This window comes from Sporosarcina luteola, assembly GCF_023715535.1.
GTDB classification, from domain to species: Bacteria; Bacillota; Bacilli; order Bacillales_A; family Planococcaceae; genus Sporosarcina; species Sporosarcina luteola_B.
This window is the reverse complement of sequence record NZ_JAMBOI010000001.1, coordinates 585,631-604,558: the sequence shown is the minus strand read 5'-3', so window position 1 is coordinate 604,558 and position 18,928 is coordinate 585,631. Positions and strand designations below refer to the sequence as shown.

General features: G+C 47.1%; 14 protein-coding genes, 1 riboswitch and 1 other annotated feature. Of the genes, 10 read left to right on the top strand and 4 right to left on the bottom strand.

The window, feature by feature from the left end:
• Window positions 1-365 precede the first annotated feature (365 nt).
• Genes M3191_RS02700 through M3191_RS02690 form a run of 3 tightly spaced genes read right to left on the bottom strand, consistent with a single transcriptional unit; the run spans window position 366 to window position 3,048 of the window.
• On the bottom strand, window positions 366-1,256 hold the full coding sequence (locus M3191_RS02700; RefSeq protein ID WP_251697896.1) for a glycine betaine ABC transporter substrate-binding protein: 891 nt from the start codon (window positions 1,254-1,256) through the stop codon (window positions 366-368).
• Window positions 1,256-1,912: an ABC transporter permease gene (locus tag M3191_RS02695; RefSeq protein WP_251626762.1), complete on the bottom strand. Its 657-nt coding sequence runs from the start codon at window positions 1,910-1,912 to the stop codon at window positions 1,256-1,258. Before M3191_RS02695 ends, M3191_RS02700 begins: the two co-directional genes overlap by 1 nt.
• Window positions 1,909-3,048 carry a betaine/proline/choline family ABC transporter ATP-binding protein gene (locus M3191_RS02690; RefSeq protein WP_251697895.1) on the bottom strand — a complete coding sequence of 380 codons (1,140 nt, stop codon included), beginning with the start codon at window positions 3,046-3,048 and terminating at the stop codon, window positions 1,909-1,911. Before M3191_RS02690 ends, M3191_RS02695 begins: the two co-directional genes overlap by 4 nt.
• A 498-nt stretch (window positions 3,049-3,546) precedes the next feature.
• Between M3191_RS02690 and M3191_RS02685 the strand changes: the two genes are divergently transcribed.
• The 5 genes from M3191_RS02685 (at window position 3,547) to M3191_RS02665 (ending at window position 9,829) form a co-directional block, all read left to right on the top strand.
• Window positions 3,547-4,230, top strand: a complete 684-nt coding sequence (locus M3191_RS02685) for a response regulator transcription factor (protein ID WP_285853122.1) — start codon at window positions 3,547-3,549, stop codon at window positions 4,228-4,230.
• A gap of 10 nt (window positions 4,231-4,240) precedes the next feature.
• On the top strand, window positions 4,241-5,260 hold the full coding sequence (locus tag M3191_RS02680; RefSeq protein WP_251697894.1) for a sensor histidine kinase: 1,020 nt from the start codon (window positions 4,241-4,243) through the stop codon (window positions 5,258-5,260).
• 101 nt (window positions 5,261-5,361) lie between these two features.
• Window positions 5,362-6,138, top strand: a complete 777-nt coding sequence (locus tag M3191_RS02675; protein WP_251626759.1) for an ABC transporter ATP-binding protein — start codon at window positions 5,362-5,364, stop codon at window positions 6,136-6,138.
• Window positions 6,116-8,056 carry an FtsX-like permease family protein gene (locus M3191_RS02670; RefSeq protein WP_251697893.1) on the top strand — a complete coding sequence of 647 codons (1,941 nt, stop codon included), beginning with the start codon at window positions 6,116-6,118 and terminating at the stop codon, window positions 8,054-8,056. The genes M3191_RS02675 and M3191_RS02670 overlap by 23 nt, the downstream gene beginning before the upstream one ends.
• 387 nt (window positions 8,057-8,443) lie before the next feature.
• Window positions 8,444-9,829: an alanine/glycine:cation symporter family protein gene (locus M3191_RS02665; RefSeq protein ID WP_251697892.1), complete on the top strand. Its 1,386-nt coding sequence runs from the start codon at window positions 8,444-8,446 to the stop codon at window positions 9,827-9,829.
• Between the two features lie 58 nt (window positions 9,830-9,887).
• Here M3191_RS02665 and argS read toward each other — a convergent pair whose 3' ends face one another.
• A complete protein-coding gene (gene argS / locus M3191_RS02660; RefSeq protein WP_251697891.1) occupies window positions 9,888-11,552 on the bottom strand; it encodes an arginine--tRNA ligase in 1,665 nt (554 codons plus the stop codon).
• 46 nt (window positions 11,553-11,598) lie between these two features.
• Window positions 11,599-11,813: a binding site (T-box leader), on the bottom strand.
• Between the two features lie 97 nt (window positions 11,814-11,910).
• On the opposite strand from argS, the gene M3191_RS02655 reads away from it, so the two are divergent.
• The 5 genes from M3191_RS02655 (at window position 11,911) to M3191_RS02635 (ending at window position 18,888) form a co-directional block, all read left to right on the top strand.
• Window positions 11,911-13,065, top strand: a complete 1,155-nt coding sequence (locus M3191_RS02655) for a DUF3221 domain-containing protein (protein ID WP_251697890.1) — start codon at window positions 11,911-11,913, stop codon at window positions 13,063-13,065.
• 451 nt (window positions 13,066-13,516) lie between these two features.
• Window positions 13,517-14,773, top strand: coding sequence for an erythromycin esterase family protein (locus tag M3191_RS02650; RefSeq protein WP_251697889.1), 1,257 nt, complete (start codon window positions 13,517-13,519; stop codon window positions 14,771-14,773).
• 114 nt (window positions 14,774-14,887) lie between these two features.
• Window positions 14,888-15,068, top strand: a riboswitch (cobalamin riboswitch).
• A gap of 156 nt (window positions 15,069-15,224) precedes the next feature.
• Window positions 15,225-17,447 carry a ribonucleoside-diphosphate reductase subunit alpha gene (locus M3191_RS02645; RefSeq protein WP_435368126.1) on the top strand — a complete coding sequence of 741 codons (2,223 nt, stop codon included), beginning with the start codon at window positions 15,225-15,227 and terminating at the stop codon, window positions 17,445-17,447.
• Window positions 17,432-17,881 (top strand): flavodoxin, encoded by a 450-nt coding sequence (locus tag M3191_RS02640; RefSeq protein WP_251697888.1) that lies wholly within the window; start codon window positions 17,432-17,434, stop codon window positions 17,879-17,881. The genes M3191_RS02645 and M3191_RS02640 overlap by 16 nt, the downstream gene beginning before the upstream one ends.
• Entirely contained in the window at window positions 17,851-18,888 is a 1,038-nt protein-coding gene (locus tag M3191_RS02635; RefSeq protein ID WP_251697887.1) for a ribonucleotide-diphosphate reductase subunit beta, read from the top strand. Before M3191_RS02640 ends, M3191_RS02635 begins: the two co-directional genes overlap by 31 nt.
• Window positions 18,889-18,928: the final 40 nt, after the last annotated feature.

Sequence of the window (18,928 nt, the reverse complement as noted above, 5' to 3'; positions counted from 1 at the left end):
TTTTCTATGAATTCTTTATGAGTTATGGCTTTTGAGCAACTAAAAAATGGTCGAACGGTGATAAAGTGTGCCTAAGCGGTGATAAACTCGTGCCGAGCGGTGATAAAGTCACTCTAAACGGTGATAAACTCCGCCCGAGCGGTGATAACTACATCTCGAGCTGACATTTTCCAAATCACCTTAAAAAGTCGGTTCAGAAACCATTTTTTATGGGTAATTATGGTCGAACGGTGATAAAGTGTGCCTAAGCGGTGATAAACTTGTGCCGAGCGGTGATAAAGTCACTCTAAACGGTGATAAACAGCCGCTAAGCGGTGATAAACGCCCCGAAAGTCGGTGATAACCGCTCACAAGCACACTCCCCGTCACTCCGCCTCAATCAACCCAACTTCCACCAAAAACTCCTCTGCTACCCTCTCCACCATCATGCCGTCGTTGTCGACTTTGGCGTTCATTTTTTGCATGGCTTCTTCGTCGATCATGCCTTCGAGCTGCTTCAGGACCGCTTCGATTTCAGGGTACTCTTTCAGCGTTTCTTTCCGCACGAGCGGGAGTGCGTGGTAAGGAGGGAAGTAGGATTTGTCGTCTTCCAATACACGCAGGTCAAATTCCTGCAGCTGACCATCTGTCGTGTAGGAGTTGATGACGTCGACTTCGCCTGCATTGATGGAACGGTACATGATGCCGTGGTCCATACCTTTGACATTCTTGAATTTCAACCCGTATTCCTTCTGGAAGCCGGGGAGTCCGTCGGGGCGATCGATAAATTCGAAGACCGCGCCTAACGTGAAATCTTCGGAGTGAGCAGCGAAGTCACTGAATGTGACAACGCCAAGTTCTTCCGCTTTTGATTCGTCCAACGCGAGGGTGTATGTGTTATTGAAGCCAAACGTGTTGAAGGCGATAATGCCGTCTTCACCGACGAGGCGTCTTGTCATTTCCAGCGTTTCCTCTGCGTTGCCTGGCTCCTCATGGTAATAGTTGACGACGATTGTCCCTGTGTAATCAGGAACGACGTCGATATTGCCGTTCAGCATCGCATTCCATACAACGTTGGAGCCACCGAGGTTTTCTTTATAGATGACTTTAATATCTGTTTTATTCTCAATCAACTGCCCCATGACGTGGGACAAAATGATGCTTTCCGTATTGTTACGTGAACCGAGCGTCAATGAATCTTCTTCAATGAAGATGCATCCGGTCAACATGCTTGCGACAACTGCAATGAGCAGTAGTGAAATTAACTTTTTCCTCATTACACTTTCAATCCTTTCGGTGTCGTCCAGCGCTCAACCGAGCTGAAGAACACTTCTAGAATGATGGCAAGCAGTGCGGCCGGGATTGCGCCAAGTAGGATCAGTCCATCGATTCCACGCGTAATTCCGAGGAAAATGAAATCGCCGAGTCCGCCAGCACCAATAAATGCGGCAAGTGTAGCGTTACCTACGTTAATGACTGCAGCTGTCCGGATTCCGGCCATGATGACAGGAATTGCGAGCGGAAGCTCAACTTTGAAAAGAATTTGCATACTCGTCATGCCCATTCCTTTGGCTGCTTCCCGAGTAGCCGGGTCGACGTCGCTAATACCTGCGTACGTGTTTCGCGCAATCGGCAGCAGCGAATAAAGGAAAAGTGCAGCAATCGCCGTTTTCACGCCAATCCCGAAAATAGGGATCATGAATCCGAGCAAGGCGAGACTTGGAATTGTCTGCATGACGCCTGTGCCACCGAGTACGAGTGTCGTCAGTTTTGGAACTCGGGTGACAAGGATTCCTAGGAACACGCCAAGAATGATCGCGATCAACATCGAAAAGAACACAAGCTGAATATGAACGGATGTCGCTTCGAGAACTTCTCTCCAGCGCATCTGCGATTGTTCGGTCAATTGTTGCCAAATAGATAAATTATTCATATAGCAACCACCTCTACTTCCGTTTCCGTCCACTGGCTGGACAATGCGGATAGCAACGAACCACGTGTTACAAGACCAACGACCTTATTCTCTTCATCCACGATAGGAATCAGGCCGAACGGTGATTCATCCATCATGATGATGGCGTCTTTTGCGGAAGCAGTGTCTTGCAAGATGTGGCTGATCGGCTGCATGAGTTCTTCAATGGTACGGATGTCGTTCACTTTCTTGATGACATCGTAGGCGGACACAATGCCTAGCAGATTTTTTGATTCATCCACAATGATGAGATCCGTGATTTTCCTCTGACGGATAAGTGAAATTGCCTTTTCAGGAGAACTTTGAGGAAGAGATGTGACGACCGATTCGGACATGATGTCAATAACCGGCATCAGTTCAGGGTTTTGGATAATTCGATGCTTGCCAATGAACTCCTCGACAAAACCGTGGGCAGGTTCGTGAAGTAATTTCTCTGGAGTGTCCAACTGAAGAAGCTTTCCGTCTTTCATTATTGCGATGCGGTCACCCATTTTGAGTGCCTCGTCCATATCATGAGTTACAAAAATGATGGTCTTATTCAATTTTTTCTGTAATGAAATGAGTTCACCCTGCAATTGCTCCCTTGTAAGCGGGTCCAATGCGCTGAACGGTTCATCCATTAAGATGATTTCGGGGTCGGATGCAAGTGCACGAGCAATACCAACGCGCTGTTGTTGTCCCCCGGAGAGTTCTTTTGGATAGCGTTTTGCGTAGATTTTAGGATCAAGTCCGACCAATTCAAGCAGTTCGTTGACTCTTGGTTTGATTTTTTCCTGGCTCCATCCGTTTAATTCAGGAACGATGGAGATGTTCTTTTCGATCGTATAGTGGGGGAATAAACCAATCTGTTGGATCACATAGCCGATGCCTCTTCGAAGGTCGGAAGCGACATATGATTTGTTATCCTTTCCGTTTATCGAAATTTTCCCGCTTGTATGCGGTTGCATCCGATTAATCATTTTCATCGTTGTCGATTTACCTGAACCACTCGGACCGATGAGAACGAGCAGCTCGCCTTTCGGAATTTCAAAGCTGACAGAATCAACAGCCTTGAACCCGTCATCATAGACTTTACTTACGTTTTCAAATTTCAGCATATAATCCTCCTATGTTTTTTCACAAAACTGTAATGTGTTGAATTTGGAATGAAAATATAAAGCGGCGGCAAAAAAAGAAGACATTTATGCTTCCTGAACAATCAGGTGCGTCTGTCTTGCTAATTAGTATATCATATTTCGGAGATGGAAGTAATGGAAATTGGATATTTAGTAGGTTTTTAGTATATGTAATTTGCAGGACTTAAGACTCCTAAATATGTAGCTTTCCGCAAACTTGCGGGTTGATGATAAACCAAGCTGATTCGGCGATTAAGTGCCGAAAGTAGTTAATGAATTAGTCCAAGAAAGTGAGGAAGTACCGAGAGTCGGTAGTGAAGGAAAACACCTATGAAGATAATTCCTTTTGCCTATGGAAATACAGAAACTTGCGAGTCGGTGATAACGCTCGCCGCCTCGGTGAAAGTCCGACCATCGTAGAAGTGTCCGGTTTCAGCGGTAATGAACTATAATACTAACTAACGAAAGGGAGTGCAGCGGATGGAGATGAACGTTTTCATAGTGGAGGACGATCGGGCGATATTTGACTCGCTGAAGGAAAGGCTTGGGCAGTGGTCGCTTCAAGTGTCGGGACCAGAAGATTTTCATGATGTGATTGGGGCTTTCATCCAAACGAAGCCCCATCTGGTCATACTCGACATCCAGCTACCCGCCTATGATGGGTTCCATTGGTGCCGGGAAATCCGTGCAGTTTCGAAGGTGCCGATCATTTTCCTGTCATCGCGGGATCATCCGATGGATATGGTAATGGCGATGAATATGGGGGCGGATGATTATATTCAGAAGCCGTTTCATACGGATGTGCTGCTTGCGAAAATCAAAGCGACACTCCGTCGTACATATGCATACACGAAAGAGCCGGCGGATGTGCTTGAGTGGAACGGCGCGATGATTGATATGAAGCGCGGTGTCATTCGGCTTGATGGAAATGAAGTGGAACTGACGAAAAATGAATTCTTCATCTTGGCGGTGCTTGTCCAGGCGAAGGATGAAATTGTCTCGCGCGATGAATTGATTCGCAAGCTTTGGGATGACGAACGGTTCGTTAACGACAACACATTGACCGTGAATGTGACGCGGCTGCGCCAAAAGCTTGCAGACATCGGACTCGGTGACGCGATTCTCACAAAAAAAGGAATGGGTTATATGGCGGCCAGCCTGTAGGGGGGATACGATGTTCATTGCATACTTGAAGGATATGAAAAGTTGGATACTCCTGTTTGCCGGATCTATTGCGGTGACTGACTTATTAATTTTAATTGATAAGGGGCTGGCCATGAAGCTAAGCTCTCTCATTTACCTTAACCTCCTGCTCGTTGCTATTTTCATTTTATTCCTCATCTGGCGCTACAAAAAGGAGACGCAATATAAGAAAGAACTTCTTCAAATTTCTGGAGATCCTTCAAGGGACTGGCAGGAAGGGCTTCCGGAACCGCTTTTCAATCGTGACGAAACAATCAATGATCTGTTGCGGCAAGTGGCGGATGATCATTTGCAGAAGCTTTCGGAAATGAAGGCCGCAAACCTTATGGAAAGCGACTATACAGCAGCATGGGTGCATGAAGTGAAGGCGCCGTTGACGTCGATGAAACTGACAATCGACGCAAATCGTCAAGATCCGGCCATCCGTAAAATAGAGTCGGATTGGCTGCGTGTCCATTTGCTTATCGATCGGCAGCTCTATATTTCACGATTAACCACGCTTGAATCGGATTATGTATTGGAGAAAATTAAGGTGCAACAGTTGCTCACACCCGAAATCCACGAGCTGCGATCTTGGTTTATTGAGAAAAATATCGCAGTGGAAATCGAAGGTGATATGGAAGTGCTCACGGACAGCAAATGGTGCCGCTTCATCATCCGCCAATTGCTGACGAATGCAGCGAAATACAGTCTGGCAGGAGGCGTCATCTGCATTCGAACTAGTCTATCGCAGGGAGGAAATCCGGTTTTATCAATAAAAGACGATGGCCCGGGAATCCCGGCTCACGATTTGCCCCGTATTTTCGACAAAGGGTTCACCGGGGGCACGGGAAGGCTGCATAATGCTGCGACAGGACTCGGGTTGTATCTTGCCCAACAAGTGGCTGGGAAGATTGGAATATCACTGTCGGCGCACTCCGAAAAAGACAATGGAACGACGATGAATATGACGTTTTCCACCGAAAACGAGTTTGACGCCACACGAACATGACAATAATGTCACATTGGCCGACCTGTTTGTCATCTAAATCAAACGACCGGAAATAGTTCACCCGTTAAGATAAAGGTATAGCAAACAGGGAGGGTACAATGATGGATCAATATAAAACAGTATTACATGCTCAAAATATCCGCAAATCATACGGAACTCGCGGAAATGTGCAAGAAGTATTGAAAGGGATCGACTTGCGGGTGATGGAAGGCGAATTTGTCGGCATCATGGGGGCGTCAGGTGCCGGGAAAACGACACTGTTGAACGTTCTAGCGACAATTGACCGTACGACGGAAGGCTCGATTCTTATTGGAGATTCTGATATTTCGAAGATGAAGGACCGCGAATTATCCGCATTCAGGCGAGACAAATTAGGTTTCATCTTCCAAGATTACAATCTTCTTGACACATTGACGGTGAAGGAAAATATCCTGCTGCCAGTTTCACTCGGCAAAATGAAAAAGCGGGTGGCGGAAGATCAATTCAACTCGATTGCCGATATTTTAGGAATCAAAGAATTAGCAGATAAATATCCACATGAAATCTCCGGCGGCCAAAAGCAGCGGACTTCCGCAGCGCGTGCACTCATCAACAAGCCATCCATGGTCTTTGCGGATGAACCGACGGGCGCGCTTGATTCGAAATCGGCGTCTTCGTTGCTCGGAACATTGGAGGATGTCAATAAACAACGCGGCGTCACGATCATGATGGTGACGCATGACCCTGTCGCATCGAGCTACTGCAGCCGTGTTGTCTTCCTGAAGGACGGCAATATTTACTCGGAGCTGTACCGCGGCGATAAAACGAGACAGGCCTTCTTCCAGGAAATCCTGAAAGTCCAAGGTGTCCTCGGGGGTGACAGCGTTGACGCTCTTTGATCTCGTTATCCGCAGCATGCGGAAAAACATCAAGCATTATTACTTATACTTTTTTGCGCTTATTTTAAGTGTCGTTCTGTACTTCGTCTTTGCGACGTTGCAGCATGATCCGTCGGTTGTTGAGAGGTCTGGCGGCAGCATGGGCGCGGCGTTCAAAGTGGCAGGAATTCTATTATTATTCATTGCAGGAATTTTCGTCGTCTATGCAAATGCGATTTTCTTAAAGAGAAGAAGCCGTGAAATCGGGCTGTATCAACTGATCGGCCTGACAAGAGGGTCAGTCTCCCGTCTGTTGATTATCGAAAATTCCCTGCTGAGCGCCGGGGCGTTAGCGATTGGGATTGGCATAGGGATTCTCGTGTCACGCGTATTTTTAATATTGCTAATGAAGCTCATCGGCTTTGATGGATTTATCGAAGTGGAGTTTTCGACGGCGGCTGTCATCCAGACGGTGATTGTATTTCTTGGAATCACCATTCTCACGTCAATGCAAATGCTCGTTGCAGTCTACCGCAACACGTTGCTTGGACTATTCAATGCCGAGAAGACCGGCGAGCATCCGAAAAAGCCGAAAGCTATCAGATCAGCCATTCTTGCAATTTTAGGAATAGCCCTCATCGCGTTCGGATACTGGCTATCCGGCCGGATGTTGAATGCTTTGCTGTTCATCAATATGATCGTCGTTTTGGTTACGACAATTCTCGGTACTTTTTTATTGTTCCGCGTGGCGATCGGCTGGGTGCTGTATCAGATGCGCAAAAGGAAGAAGGGCCATCTTGGATTGTATAACAGCTTGTCGCTTGCGCCGATCATGCATCGGATGAAGGGCAATGCGAATTCACTGACGATCATTACTGTATTATCAGCGATGACGCTGACAATGTTGGCAGGCGTGTATTCCCTTTATTATTCGACGGAAAAAGAAGTCCGTCTCATTTATCCCTTTGATTTTGCATTTGAAGATTTTTGGTATGAAGACGGTAAAGGTGCTGCCGAAAAATTCATCAGCGAACTAGATAAGCAACAGATTACGTATACGTATTCAGCAGTTGAAACGCTAGAAGTGGATGGTGAATTCGAAGGTGGCAGTGTATCGGAATTGATGTCCAATTCGTTTGGAGCAAAAATAATAAGCGACAAACAATTGCAGCAAGCTGGAGTGGATATTCAAATTCCTCATTCCGATGCCACGTATCTATACGATGCAGGTATATATTGGTTATTGAAGACGATGGAAGTTCCATTCAATGTCAAGTTATCAAATGCAGAAATAGAATCTGACTTGAAAGTTGTGAAAGTGAACGAAGGAAATGTATTAAATTCTGCAGCTGCGACACAACTTGTTGTGAAAGATGAATTTTATCAGGAATTAAAAGAGCTGTTTCTGAATGACGAAAACGAATGGCGCAATTCAACTACCTATGTCATCGACGTTCTTGACCGTGATCAGCTTGCCGAAGCTTCTGCGATTTTCAAGCGTATTAATGAGGAAGATGATCAGCACGGATTTGATTACTATTCCCAATACGCTTCGGGGATGGAGAACAATGGTTTATTCATCTTTATCTCTGGATTTTTAGGGCTCGTGTTCCTCATTTCGACAGGCAGCATTTTGTACTTTAAGCAAATGACGGAGGCGGAGCAAGAGAAAAGCAGCTATGCAACATTGCGTCAGCTAGGTTTCACCGCGCAAGACATTATGCGCGGTATCGTCCGCAAGCAAGTATTCGTCTTCGGCGTGCCGTTGATGATTGGGCTGTTGCATTCCATCTTTGCTATAAAAGCCGCGTCATTCATGTTCATGTCCGATATTACATTGCCGGCATCCATCGCCATGGGTATCTACGTGGTTATTTATCTCATGTTCGCATTTTTGACGGTCGGATATTACCGGAAAACGGTGAAGGCCGCGTTTTAGTTGGGCGAATTGCCTACGAAAAAAGGCGATTCGGTGGTAAAGTCATTCGAATCGGTGGTAATGCTCTAAGCAACGGTGGTAATGCCATCCGAATCGGTGGTAATACTCTGAGCAACGGTGGTAAAGTGCTGAGAGTCGGTGATAACCAATATTTTCTGGCGGTATTCAATACTTTTTTTCAATAAATGGGTTGAAAAATGCCGAGTCGATGATAAAATAATCAAGTCAGAGTAAATATGAAGCGCTTTCATGAAAAGTGGAAAAGAGCTTCTAGACCGTTTGAGTCCATGATGGCTCAGCGGTTTTTCTATTTCTGAAATGTGAGTTTTTTACACGAATGGGTAAGGATAGTAAGTGAAATATGATGATGGAGAAGGAGTGAATAGTGTGGGCGTAGTGGAGTGGCTGGTAGGACCGGCGAATGATTTTATTTGGACATATATATTGATTGGGCTTTTATTGCTCATTGGTCTTTATTTTACGATAAGAACGAAATTTGTACAATTTCGTTTATTTGGAGAGATGTTCAGACTCATTTTCGAGAAAAGAGAAGGCAACCGTGGAGTCTCGGCGTTCCAGGCGTTTACAATTAGTGCGGCGTCACGAGTCGGTACAGGGAACGTAACTGGCGTAGCGCTTGCCATCGGGATTGGCGGGCCAGGCGCGGTCTTCTGGATGTGGGTCATTGCCATTATCGGCATGGCGACGGCATTCATTGAAAGTGCGCTTGCGCAAGTGTATAAAGTTCGGGACGGCGACACATTCCGCGGAGGGCCTGCCTATTACATGGAGAAGGCGCTAGGCCTTCGGAAGCTTGGAATCGTTTTCGCGATTCTCCTAACGATGTGTTTCGGTTTTATTTTTAATTCGGTTCAATCAAATACGATCAGCCAGTCATTCCATGATGTATTCAATCTACCCTATTGGGTGGTCGGTCTACTACTTGTCATTTTGACGGCAATTATCATTTTCGGCGGCGTGCAAAGGATTGTCAAAGTGACGCAAGCAATTGTCCCGATCATGGCGGTGTTTTACTTGCTGATTGCGCTATACGTTGTCGCTATTAATATCACGGAAGTTCCTGCCATGGTTGCCCTCATTTTTGAGCATGCTTTTGGCATTAAGGAAATGGCTGGCGGCGGTATCGGGGCTGCCATGATGCAAGGTATCCGACGTGGTCTGTTCTCAAATGAAGCTGGTATGGGGAGTGTGCCGAACGCTGCGGCGACGGCGAGTGCGACGCATCCGGCGAAACAGGGACTTGTTCAAAGTCTTGGCGTATTTTTCGATACGATCATCATTTGTTCCGCGACGGCTTTTATCATCCTCCTTGCAGGACTTTATGACAAAGGCGAAGAGAGCGGAATTTTGCTGACGCAATCTTCGATGGCCGTACACGTTGGTTCTTGGGCGCCATATTTTGTCGCAATTGCGATCATGTTCTTCGCGTTCAGCTCAATTGTCGGGAATTACTATTACGGTGAAACAAATATTGAATTCATCAACACGCACAAGTCGTGGATGACGGTCTACCGAATTGCGGTGCTCGGCATGGTCATGTTCGGTGCGCTCGCAAAAGTGGATATCGTCTGGAGCATGGCAGACCTGTTCATGGGCTTGATGGCAATTATAAATCTCCTCGTCATCTTGGCACTTGGAAAAGTTGCTTTCCGCGTTTTGGATGATTACACGAAACAGCGGAAACAAGGGAAGAATCCTGTGTTTAAAGCGGATTCTAGTCTGAAAGGTGCCGACTGTTGGAGGGAAGAATAAGAAGTGAAAAGCAATCGTCCTGCCAGTGAATGGTGGGACGATTGCTTTTTTATTGAGTTTACATTTCCTCGGGCGCCTTCATGCCGAGCAGACGCAAAGATTCCTTCAAAACGATGACGACACATTCCGTTAGCGCAATCCGGTATGCTTTGTTTGTGGAGTCGGAAAGGACTTGCACATTCCCGTAAAAAGAGTTGAACGCTTGGGCAAGGTCGACCGCATATTTTGCGATGACGGAAGGGTCCAGTTCTTCCGCCGCCCGTTTGACGGAGTGCGGAAATTGTTCGAGCAGCTTGATCGTTTCCCATTCGTGATCATTCACTTCGTCAATCGCGACCGAGTTCGTTGCCCCCGCCTTCCGCAAGATGGAGTTCGCCCGCGCATGCGCATATTGGACGTACGGCCCTGTTTCTCCTTCTGTCTGGAGCATCGTTTCAAGATCGAATTCGATATCATGTTTCCGATGCTGTTTCAAGTCGCTGAAGAGGATGGCGCCGACACCGACAGCTTCTGCCACTTCGGATTTATTGGCTAGCATCGGGTTCTTTTCCTCGATATTTTTCTGTGCAAGTTTGATTGCTTCCTTCAATACTTCCTCGAGCAAGACAATCTTTCCTTTACGCGTCGACATCTTCTTCCCGCCTTGCAAGATAAGCCCGAACGGGACGTGCACGATATCGCTTGCCCAGTCATGCCCCATTTTGCCAAGCACTTGCTTCACTTGCGTAAAGTGGAGGCTTTGTTCATTCCCGACGACGTAGATGGATTTGACGAAGTCGTAATTGGTTTTGCGATCAATGGCAGCTGCCAAATCCCGCGTCGCATATAATGTCGCTCCATCTGATTTTTTAATCAAACATGGCGGCATGCCTTCTTCAAGCTCCACAACCATGGCGCCATCGGATTCGACCAATAGACCTTTATCTTCGAGTTCTTGAACGATTGGCTCCATTTTGTCGTTGTAGTACGCTTCGCCGTTATAGGAATCGAAAGTGACCTCTAGTAGATCATAAATTCGCTGGAATTCCTTCAACGACTCGGTTTTGAACCATTCCCAGAGGGCGAGCGCGTCGGCATCGCCGTCCTCAAGTGCTTTGAATGCCGCGCGACCTTCGTCATTCAAAGAAGGATTTGTTTCCGCTTCTTCATGGAAACGGATATACAGCCTCAGCAATGTCTTGATTGGCTCTTGACGGACCTCCTCCTCGTTGCCCCATTTCCGGTACGCGGTTAGGAGTTTCCCGAATTGCGTGCCCCAATCACCGATGTAATTGATTTTCACCGGTTTGTAGCCGTTCTTTTCGAGCAAGTAAGCGATGGAATTTCCAATGACCGTGGAGCGGAGATGCCCCATGGAAAACGGTTTTGCGATGTTTGGGGAGGATAGATCGATCGTCACTACTCCGTCGTTGCCTTCGTTGGATGAGCCGTAGTTGACGGATTTGTCTAGGATCATGCGCAGGATATCATCAGTGATAGCAGTACGGTTCAGGAAAATATTCACGTACCCATTGACGGCTTCTGCTTTTCGGATGGAAGGATGCTCTACGGAAGCTGCAATTTCTTCCGCAATGGCGACGGGTGATTTCCGTAAAGCCTTCGCGAACGGAAAGCAAGGCAATGCAAAATCGCCTAGCTTTGAATTTGCCGGCCGCTCCAGCATATGTTCCTCTAATGGAACCGGGCTGACTGTCTGTAAAGCTTGCAAAATATCCATTTTCATTCTCACGAACCCCTTTTTAGGTAAAATAAAAAGCCTTCATCTCAATAAATGAGACGAAAGCTTGTTCCGCGGTACCACTCAAATTGCCTCTTAACAATAGATAGAGGCCCCTTTCTCCTAACGGCGAGACACCGGCTTCTCCTACTTCATTCAGAAAAGCATCTCCGAAGTGCGCTTCATGAATCCACTCCGCCAGGCTCCCACCAACCCCGGCTCGCTTTGGAAGTAAAGAATCAGTACTCTCTTCGTCATCGATATTGTAGTTGAATGTATCAAATAGGTGATTGGCTGTCAATGGGCAATTGGCGTAACTTTCACACGAATCATCCGTCTAACTTAATGAGTAGGAGGTTTTGGAATGAAAAACAAATTAATAGTTCTGTTTGCCAGTGCATTACTGCTAGGAGGATGTGGAACTGGCCCATCCTCTAAAAATGGTGCGGTTGATGATAGTGATAGTGGATGGAAGTCGTTGAAAACAGTGAGCGGACGAGAAATCATTGCTGAATTGAAGCAAACCGTTGAAGAGACACCTAAGCGGGACGAGAGGGCGACTATTGAAACGCCCCCTGAGTTTGAGGAGCCTACGAAAGAAACGGTGGAGGATTTGAATGTCAAAGCAATTGAAGGGCCCGCTGTCTTCCAGGCGGTGGAAAAAGTTTACGGCGAGGGTGGCATTCATCATGAAGGCGTCATCTTCTTCGAGCTTCAGACGAAGGGTGCTGCGCAATCCGGCGTGTGGATCGGGTTAAAGGAGCCGGATGAACGCGTCCAGCAGTTGATTGATCTGCTGCAGCCGAAAGTGGATGCGGGTGAGATCTTAGCGGAACCGATCTATATATTCCGCAGCCCGCATACGGAAAAGGAGCTTTACGAATTGCAGGATGAAGTCGCTGAAGCATTGAAAGGACTAGAATCGGAACGGGGATCATTCGGTCTGTATGTCGATGTCATCACAGGCAATATTGAAATCACCCATGATTTCCTGAAACCGGAGCAGCAAGAGAAGCTACGGGAGCAGTTCGCCGACCATACGATCAATATCGAGCAAGATGGAAGGATGGTCCCGGAGCCGGGGGAATCAACCATTATTGCACCTGAACAAACATATACAGATAAACCTGTTACGGAAGGTGGATTCATATTGGAGGCAGGGGATGGGAGGATTTTTGTGGCAGGCGGAACTGAAAGCGTTGTGTTTTACAAATTCCCGGAAGCCGACAAGCTGAAAGCCGGCCAACGTGTGAATGTAGAACGATCAGGTCCAATTCTTGAATCGTATCCTGGACAAGGGACCGCGAAGTTTGTTGAAGTCTTGCCGGATTATAAGCCGGCGGGTGCGAAGCTTTCCGAGTCGCAGGCTGTCGCGAAAGCATTAGAAGTGGCGGGTGAGAGATTGTCGAACGGATATGTTGTCATCGAAGAAGTTTCATTTGATGAGAATGAAAAGAAGTGGGTATTCAAGCTCCTGCCGGATGACGGAGAAGGGACATTGGAAGTTGCAGATCAATAGAAGTTTGGGCAACCGTCACTTGTGGCGGTTGTTTTTTATGGTGAATATTGGGCGAGCGGTGATAACGGGTGTCTAAGTGGTGATAAACCTTAGCTGAGTGGTGATAACGTTTGTTTAAGTGGTGATAAACCTTGGCTGAGTGGTGATAACGTTTGTTTAAGTGGTGATAAAGTGTGCCTGAGCGGTGATAAACGTATTTTCGATTTACAAGGTGCAGAAATTCGTTCCAAAATACCACCTATTGTTGTCAATCGGTGGTAAAGTCATGCGAATCGGTGGTAACGGTCATAGAATCGGTGGTAAAGTGCTCCGAATCGGTGGTAAACATCAGAGAATCGGTGATAAACCTAACCTTGGCAATTCGGTGATAACCATTTTCCAGCTTAGAAAACCTCCCCCTCGGTTTCCATCCACCGACCTTGGGTATGCTATCAGCAAAGGAGGGATTGATTTGTCGAAAAAACTACAGTCTGCTATCCGGGAGCACGCTTTCCCGTTGAATGATCAAGCACTTACTACGATTGTGGACGCAATTGGGGATGCACGGATTGTCCTTCTAGGCGAAGCGACGCATGGAACTTCAGAGTTTTACAAAGTTCGCGCAGCATTATCGAAACGACTTATTCAGGAAAAAGGATTCACTATTATTGCAGTTGAGGGAGATTGGCCATCCGCTCAGGCGGTCAACCGTTATGTGAAAGGGTTCGATGAAGAGGGGAAATCCGCTCACCAAATGCTGGCACAATCCTTCAATCGCTGGCCAACGTGGATGTGGGCGAATGAAGAAGTCGAAGAACTTGTCGAATGGTTGAAGAGTGACAATGACGGAAAGGCTGCGGCCAAAAAAACAGGGTTTTACGGTATAGACATGTATAGCCTTTATGAATCCATCGATGAAGTGCTTCGCTTTCTCCGAGAGAATCCGCAGTACAAAGCCGATTTGGAGTTGGCGAAAAAGGCATTCTCCTGTTTTGAGCCGTATAACCGGATGCCGGAGCATTATGCGCTGTCGACAGCCCATTTCACAGGTGAATGCATTCGCGAGGTCACAAACTTGCTGACGACGATCCGCAGTCATGAAGATCTTTATTCGAATGAACAGGAGAAGGACTTGAATGTAACGATGAATGCTTTAGTCGCGAAAAATGGGGAATCATATTATCGCGCAATGATGCAGGACGACGCCATCTCGTGGAATATACGCGATATGCATATGGTGGAGGCAATCGATGAGATTCTGAACTATCACGGAAGCGATGCGAAAATCATCATTTGGGAGCATAATACCCATGTCGGCGATGCGTCGGAAACATCGATGGCCAAGCACGATATGATCAATGTCGGTCAGCTCGTCCGGGAAAAGTATGGCAGGGAAGAAACATTTGCCATCGGTTTTGGGACGTATGAAGGGACGGTCATTGCCGGCGAAAGTTGGGGCGAGCCGTTCCAAAAGATGAATGTGCCACCAGCCACTCTCAATTCATGGGAAGGGCAGATGCATGCGGCTAAACCTGAGGATCAAGTGATTCTATTCACGGAGGAAAACCGTCATTTATTCAATGAATGGATCGGCCATCGCGCTATCGGGGTTGTCTATAATCCGGAGTTTGAAGCATATGGGAACTATGTGTCCTCGCGCGTTGGTAATCGATATGATGCTTTTATTTTTGTGGATCAAACAAATGCGCTGAAACCATTCAACAAATAAGAGCCATGCATCGATTGTACGGCTCTTTTTTGGAATCTAATTAAATATCTTTCTACCTATTTACGATTGAAACACAACATGTTAGGGTAATGGTTGTACATAAGGCACAACATATAGTATTGAACGATGGAATGGTACCGTTATCGGTTTAAAAGGGAATCCGCAAATCGGAGCTGTCCCCGCAACTGTAAACGCAGACGACCGTCTCAAAAACCACTGCAGCGTGATGCCGCGGGAAGGGGAGATGGAAGGAGGAAGCGTTAGCCAGTAGACCTGCCGTCCATCGTCCAGCGACACTTTCTTCGGGGGTTGAGAGGTGGAAGCGAGCGGGTTTTTGCTTTCGTTTTTCAAGAGGGACCCGATCTGTTTCCTAATCTAAATCCATGAGCGATGACTCTACCGAAAAGGTGGATTCATCGCTTTTTTCATTGCGAAGCCTAAATTAAAGGAGATGGATGATGTGACGATTATCACGGAAACGACAAGTATTATGGACAAACTGCAAGCCGAATTCGGAGCGGACAAGCTTCAACCGCTCATTATAGCGAGTGAGCGCTGGAAGGAGCGGCACCCTGAAGGGACTGACTCCGATTGGTCGAAAGCAATGATTTTGGAGTCGCTCAGCAATATTGACGAAGCGTCAGCATACTGGACATTCGTTGCTGCGCGAATCTATTTGCAGGAAGTTTATTCCCGCCAGGAAAGTGTAAGGGGAGCGAAAGCATATACGGATTTCGCTGACAATGTAGAGCGGCTAGTCAAGAGTGGCCTGTATACATCTGTTTTGATTGAAAAGTATTCACGTGAAGATTTGGAGAAGCTTGGTGAGATCATAGAACCGGAGCGGGACAAGCTGTTCACGTATATTGGATTGAAAACGCTTGTGGACCGGTACGTTGCGGTTGATTTCAATAAAGATCCTGTTGAATTACCGCAGGAACGTTGGCTCATCATCGCGATGACGCTCATGCAAAATGAAACTGAGAACCGTCTCGGGAAAGTGGCAGAGGCGTATTGGGCGATGAGCAATCTGTATATGACTGTGGCGACGCCAACGCTTTCAAACGCGGGCAAACCCCATGGTCAGTTGTCCAGCTGCTTCATAGACACGATCGATGATTCGCTGCAAGGCATCTATGACAGTAATACCGATATTGCCAATCTATCGAAATATGGTGGGGGCATCGGAGTTTACATGGGCAAGGTCCGTTCGCGCGGTTCTTCGATAAGAGGATTCAAAGGGGCTTCGAGTGGCGTCCTGCCTTGGATTAAGCAGCTGAATAATACAGCCGTCAGCGTTGATCAGCTCGGCCAACGTCAAGGAGCAATCGCCGTTTACCTCGATGTATGGCATAAAGATATTTTCACATTTCTTGATCTGAAGCTGAACAATGGGGACGATCGCTTGCGTGCACATGATATTTTCACTGGCGTCTGCTTGCCGGATATTTTCATGGAGCAAGTCGAAGCCCGTGGTGATTGGCATTTATTCGACCCACATGAAGTGCGTACAGTAATGGGGTATTCATTGGAAGATCATTATGATGAAACGAAGGGAGCCGGTTCGTTCCGCGTGAAGTACGAGGAATGTGTCAACCATCCCGAACTGACGAAAGAGACCGTCCCGGCGATTGAAATTATGAAACGCATCATGCGCAGCCAGCTCGAAACAGGGACGCCATTTATGTTTTATCGTGATGAAGTAAACCGAGCGAACGCGAATAAGCATGAGGGGATGGTTTATTCGAGTAATCTCTGTACAGAAGTAACGCAAAACCAGAGCGCGACACAATTCGAGTCTGTCACGCTTGAAGAAGATATTGTCGTAACACGCTCCAAACCGGGCGATTTTGTCGTTTGTAATTTGTCGTCCGTGAATCTAGGACGTGCTGTTCCCGCGGACGTATTGGAACGGCTCATCACGATTCAAGTGCGCATGCTCGACAACGTTATTGATTTGAATAAAATACCGGTCGTCCAGGCGCAACGGACGAATGCCCGATACCGCGGGATTGGACTCGGGACGTTCGGCTGGCATCATTTGCTCGCTTTGAAGAATATCCAATGGGAATCGGATGAGGCAGTCGGCTTTGCGGATGAGTTGTACGAAAGAATCGCCTATTTAACGATCAAGGCATCAATGGAATTGGCGAGTGAAAAAGGGGCTTATCCTTTATTTAAAGGATCGGACTGGCAGACAGGGGTTTATTTCGAACAACGGGGCTACGACTCGAAGGAATGGCGTGAATTGCGGATCGATGTAGCGACGAACGGCATACGGAACGGGTATTTGATGGCGGTTGCGCCGAACAGCTCGACGTCTGTCATCGCTGGGTCCACGGCTTCAATCGATCCAATATTTAAACCGTTCTATCATGAGGAGAAGAAAGACTACAAGCTGCCGGTCATTGCGCCGGACCTCGATCACAACACATATGACGTGTACCGCCGCTCCGCGTATATTGTCGATCAGCGCTGGTCGATCAAGCAGAATGCTGCAAGGCAGCGCCATATCGACCAGGCAATCTCGTTCAATATTTACGTGCCGAACAATATCCGCGCATCCGTCCTCCTCGATTTGCATATGCAAGCGTGGAAATCAGGCATGAAAACGACGTATTACATGAGATCGACGGCATCTGACATCGAGGAGTGCGAATGGTGTCATTCTTGATGGCTTATGCGTCGTGGAGTGGCAATACAGAGGAAGTAGCGGAAATCGTGGAGGAGACGCTGCTGGCGGAAGGGATGGATATAACTGTGCATCGGATTGGGAGCGATCCGGTGCCAGATCCACACAGATTCGATGCGATGATCATCGGCTCATTCACATGGGACAAGGGTTCCACGCCTGACGAAGTGAAGGATTTCGTGGCGGATATTGGCTACAAACCAAGAAATGTGTATGTTTTTGGGACCGGGGATACGCAGTTTGGAGGGGATGAGCTTTTTTGCGGAGCTGCCGTAAAGCTCGCCAGATTTTACGAATCAAAATATGAGCCTCTAACAATTGAACAAAGCCCTCGTGGCACGCAAGAGAAGAAAGTCATCGAATGGTCGAAAGGAGTAGTTCAACAATGGCAACACTTACACGCGTTAAAGTGCTGAACCCGGCACATTCAAATAAATCAACAGCGATTTTCGGCGGGGAAGCGAGCGGCATTCTGAACTGGAATGATCTTGCCCACCCTCATTTCTACACATTGCGACAAAGGATCCGCTCCCTTTTTTGGACGGCGAATGAAGTCGATATGACACAGGACGTGAAGCAATTTGCGAATTTGTCGAAAGTCGAACAGGAAGCTTTCCTCAAAATTATCGGGTTGCTTGCGACGTTGGACGGTCCTCAAACGGTAATTGCCATGAAGATTGCAGATTTCGCAACCGATCCTTCGGTGAAATCAATCATGGCGACCATCGCCGATCAGGAGAGCGAGCATAACCATAGCTACGCGTACGTCCTGTCATCTGTGACGACGCTCGACAAGCAGATGGTTTCATTTGAAATGGGGCGCACCGATGAAGTTCTTATGAAGAGGAATGCGCGGATTGTCGACATTTATAATGAATTTGCGGAGAACCCGACGATTGAAACGGTGTTGAAAGCGATGGTGTATACGACGTTGCTGGAAGGCTTATTTTTCTATAGCGGCTTTGCATTTTTCTATAATCTTGCGCGTCATCAGAAGATGGTCGGAACGTCGACGATGATTTCGTACATCAATAGGGATGAATTGCAGCACGGGAAAGCGATTAGCGATATATTCCGCGCCGCGCTTGCTGAAAATCCTGAGTATAATACAGAAGCGTTCACGGAGTGGATTTATGATCAATTCCGGCATTCCGTCGAGCAGGAACTCATTTGGAGTCGTTATGTGCTTGGGGAAATTGAAGGAATCGACCTGGATGAAATGGCGGGCTATGTGAAGTATCGTGCGAATAAAATGCTTCGCATGCTTGGACTAAGTGAAATCTACCCCGAGTTTACGGATAATCCGATGAAATGGATTCGCGCCTACGTCGACAATTTTGACGATACAAAGACGGATTTCTTTGAGCAGACGTCACGGCAATACGTGAAAACGAGCGATTTGAATGGGTTTGATGATTTATAAGAATGAAAAGAACGCAGGCTATTCAACTCGGCCATGCGTT

What these genes read in the sequence shown, in the direction of transcription:
- M3191_RS02635 (WP_251697887.1), top strand. Translation starts at nt 17,851, where the DNA reads ATGGCAACACTTACACGCGTTAAAGTGCTGAACCCGGCACATTCAAAT.
- M3191_RS02645 (WP_435368126.1), top strand. Translation starts at nt 15,225, where the DNA reads ATGGATGATGTGACGATTATCACGGAAACGACAAGTATTATGGACAAA.
- argS (WP_251697891.1), bottom strand. Translation starts at nt 11,552, where the DNA reads ATGAAAATGGATATTTTGCAAGCTTTACAGACAGTCAGCCCGGTTCCA.
- M3191_RS02640 (WP_251697888.1), top strand. Translation starts at nt 17,432, where the DNA reads ATGGTGTCATTCTTGATGGCTTATGCGTCGTGGAGTGGCAATACAGAG.
- M3191_RS02655 (WP_251697890.1), top strand. Translation starts at nt 11,911, where the DNA reads ATGAAAAACAAATTAATAGTTCTGTTTGCCAGTGCATTACTGCTAGGA.
- M3191_RS02675 (WP_251626759.1), top strand. Translation starts at nt 5,362, where the DNA reads ATGGATCAATATAAAACAGTATTACATGCTCAAAATATCCGCAAATCA.
- M3191_RS02695 (WP_251626762.1), bottom strand. Translation starts at nt 1,912, where the DNA reads ATGAATAATTTATCTATTTGGCAACAATTGACCGAACAATCGCAGATG.
- M3191_RS02700 (WP_251697896.1), bottom strand. Translation starts at nt 1,256, where the DNA reads ATGAGGAAAAAGTTAATTTCACTACTGCTCATTGCAGTTGTCGCAAGC.
- M3191_RS02690 (WP_251697895.1), bottom strand. Translation starts at nt 3,048, where the DNA reads ATGCTGAAATTTGAAAACGTAAGTAAAGTCTATGATGACGGGTTCAAG.
- M3191_RS02685 (WP_285853122.1), top strand. Translation starts at nt 3,547, where the DNA reads ATGGAGATGAACGTTTTCATAGTGGAGGACGATCGGGCGATATTTGAC.
- M3191_RS02680 (WP_251697894.1), top strand. Translation starts at nt 4,241, where the DNA reads ATGTTCATTGCATACTTGAAGGATATGAAAAGTTGGATACTCCTGTTT.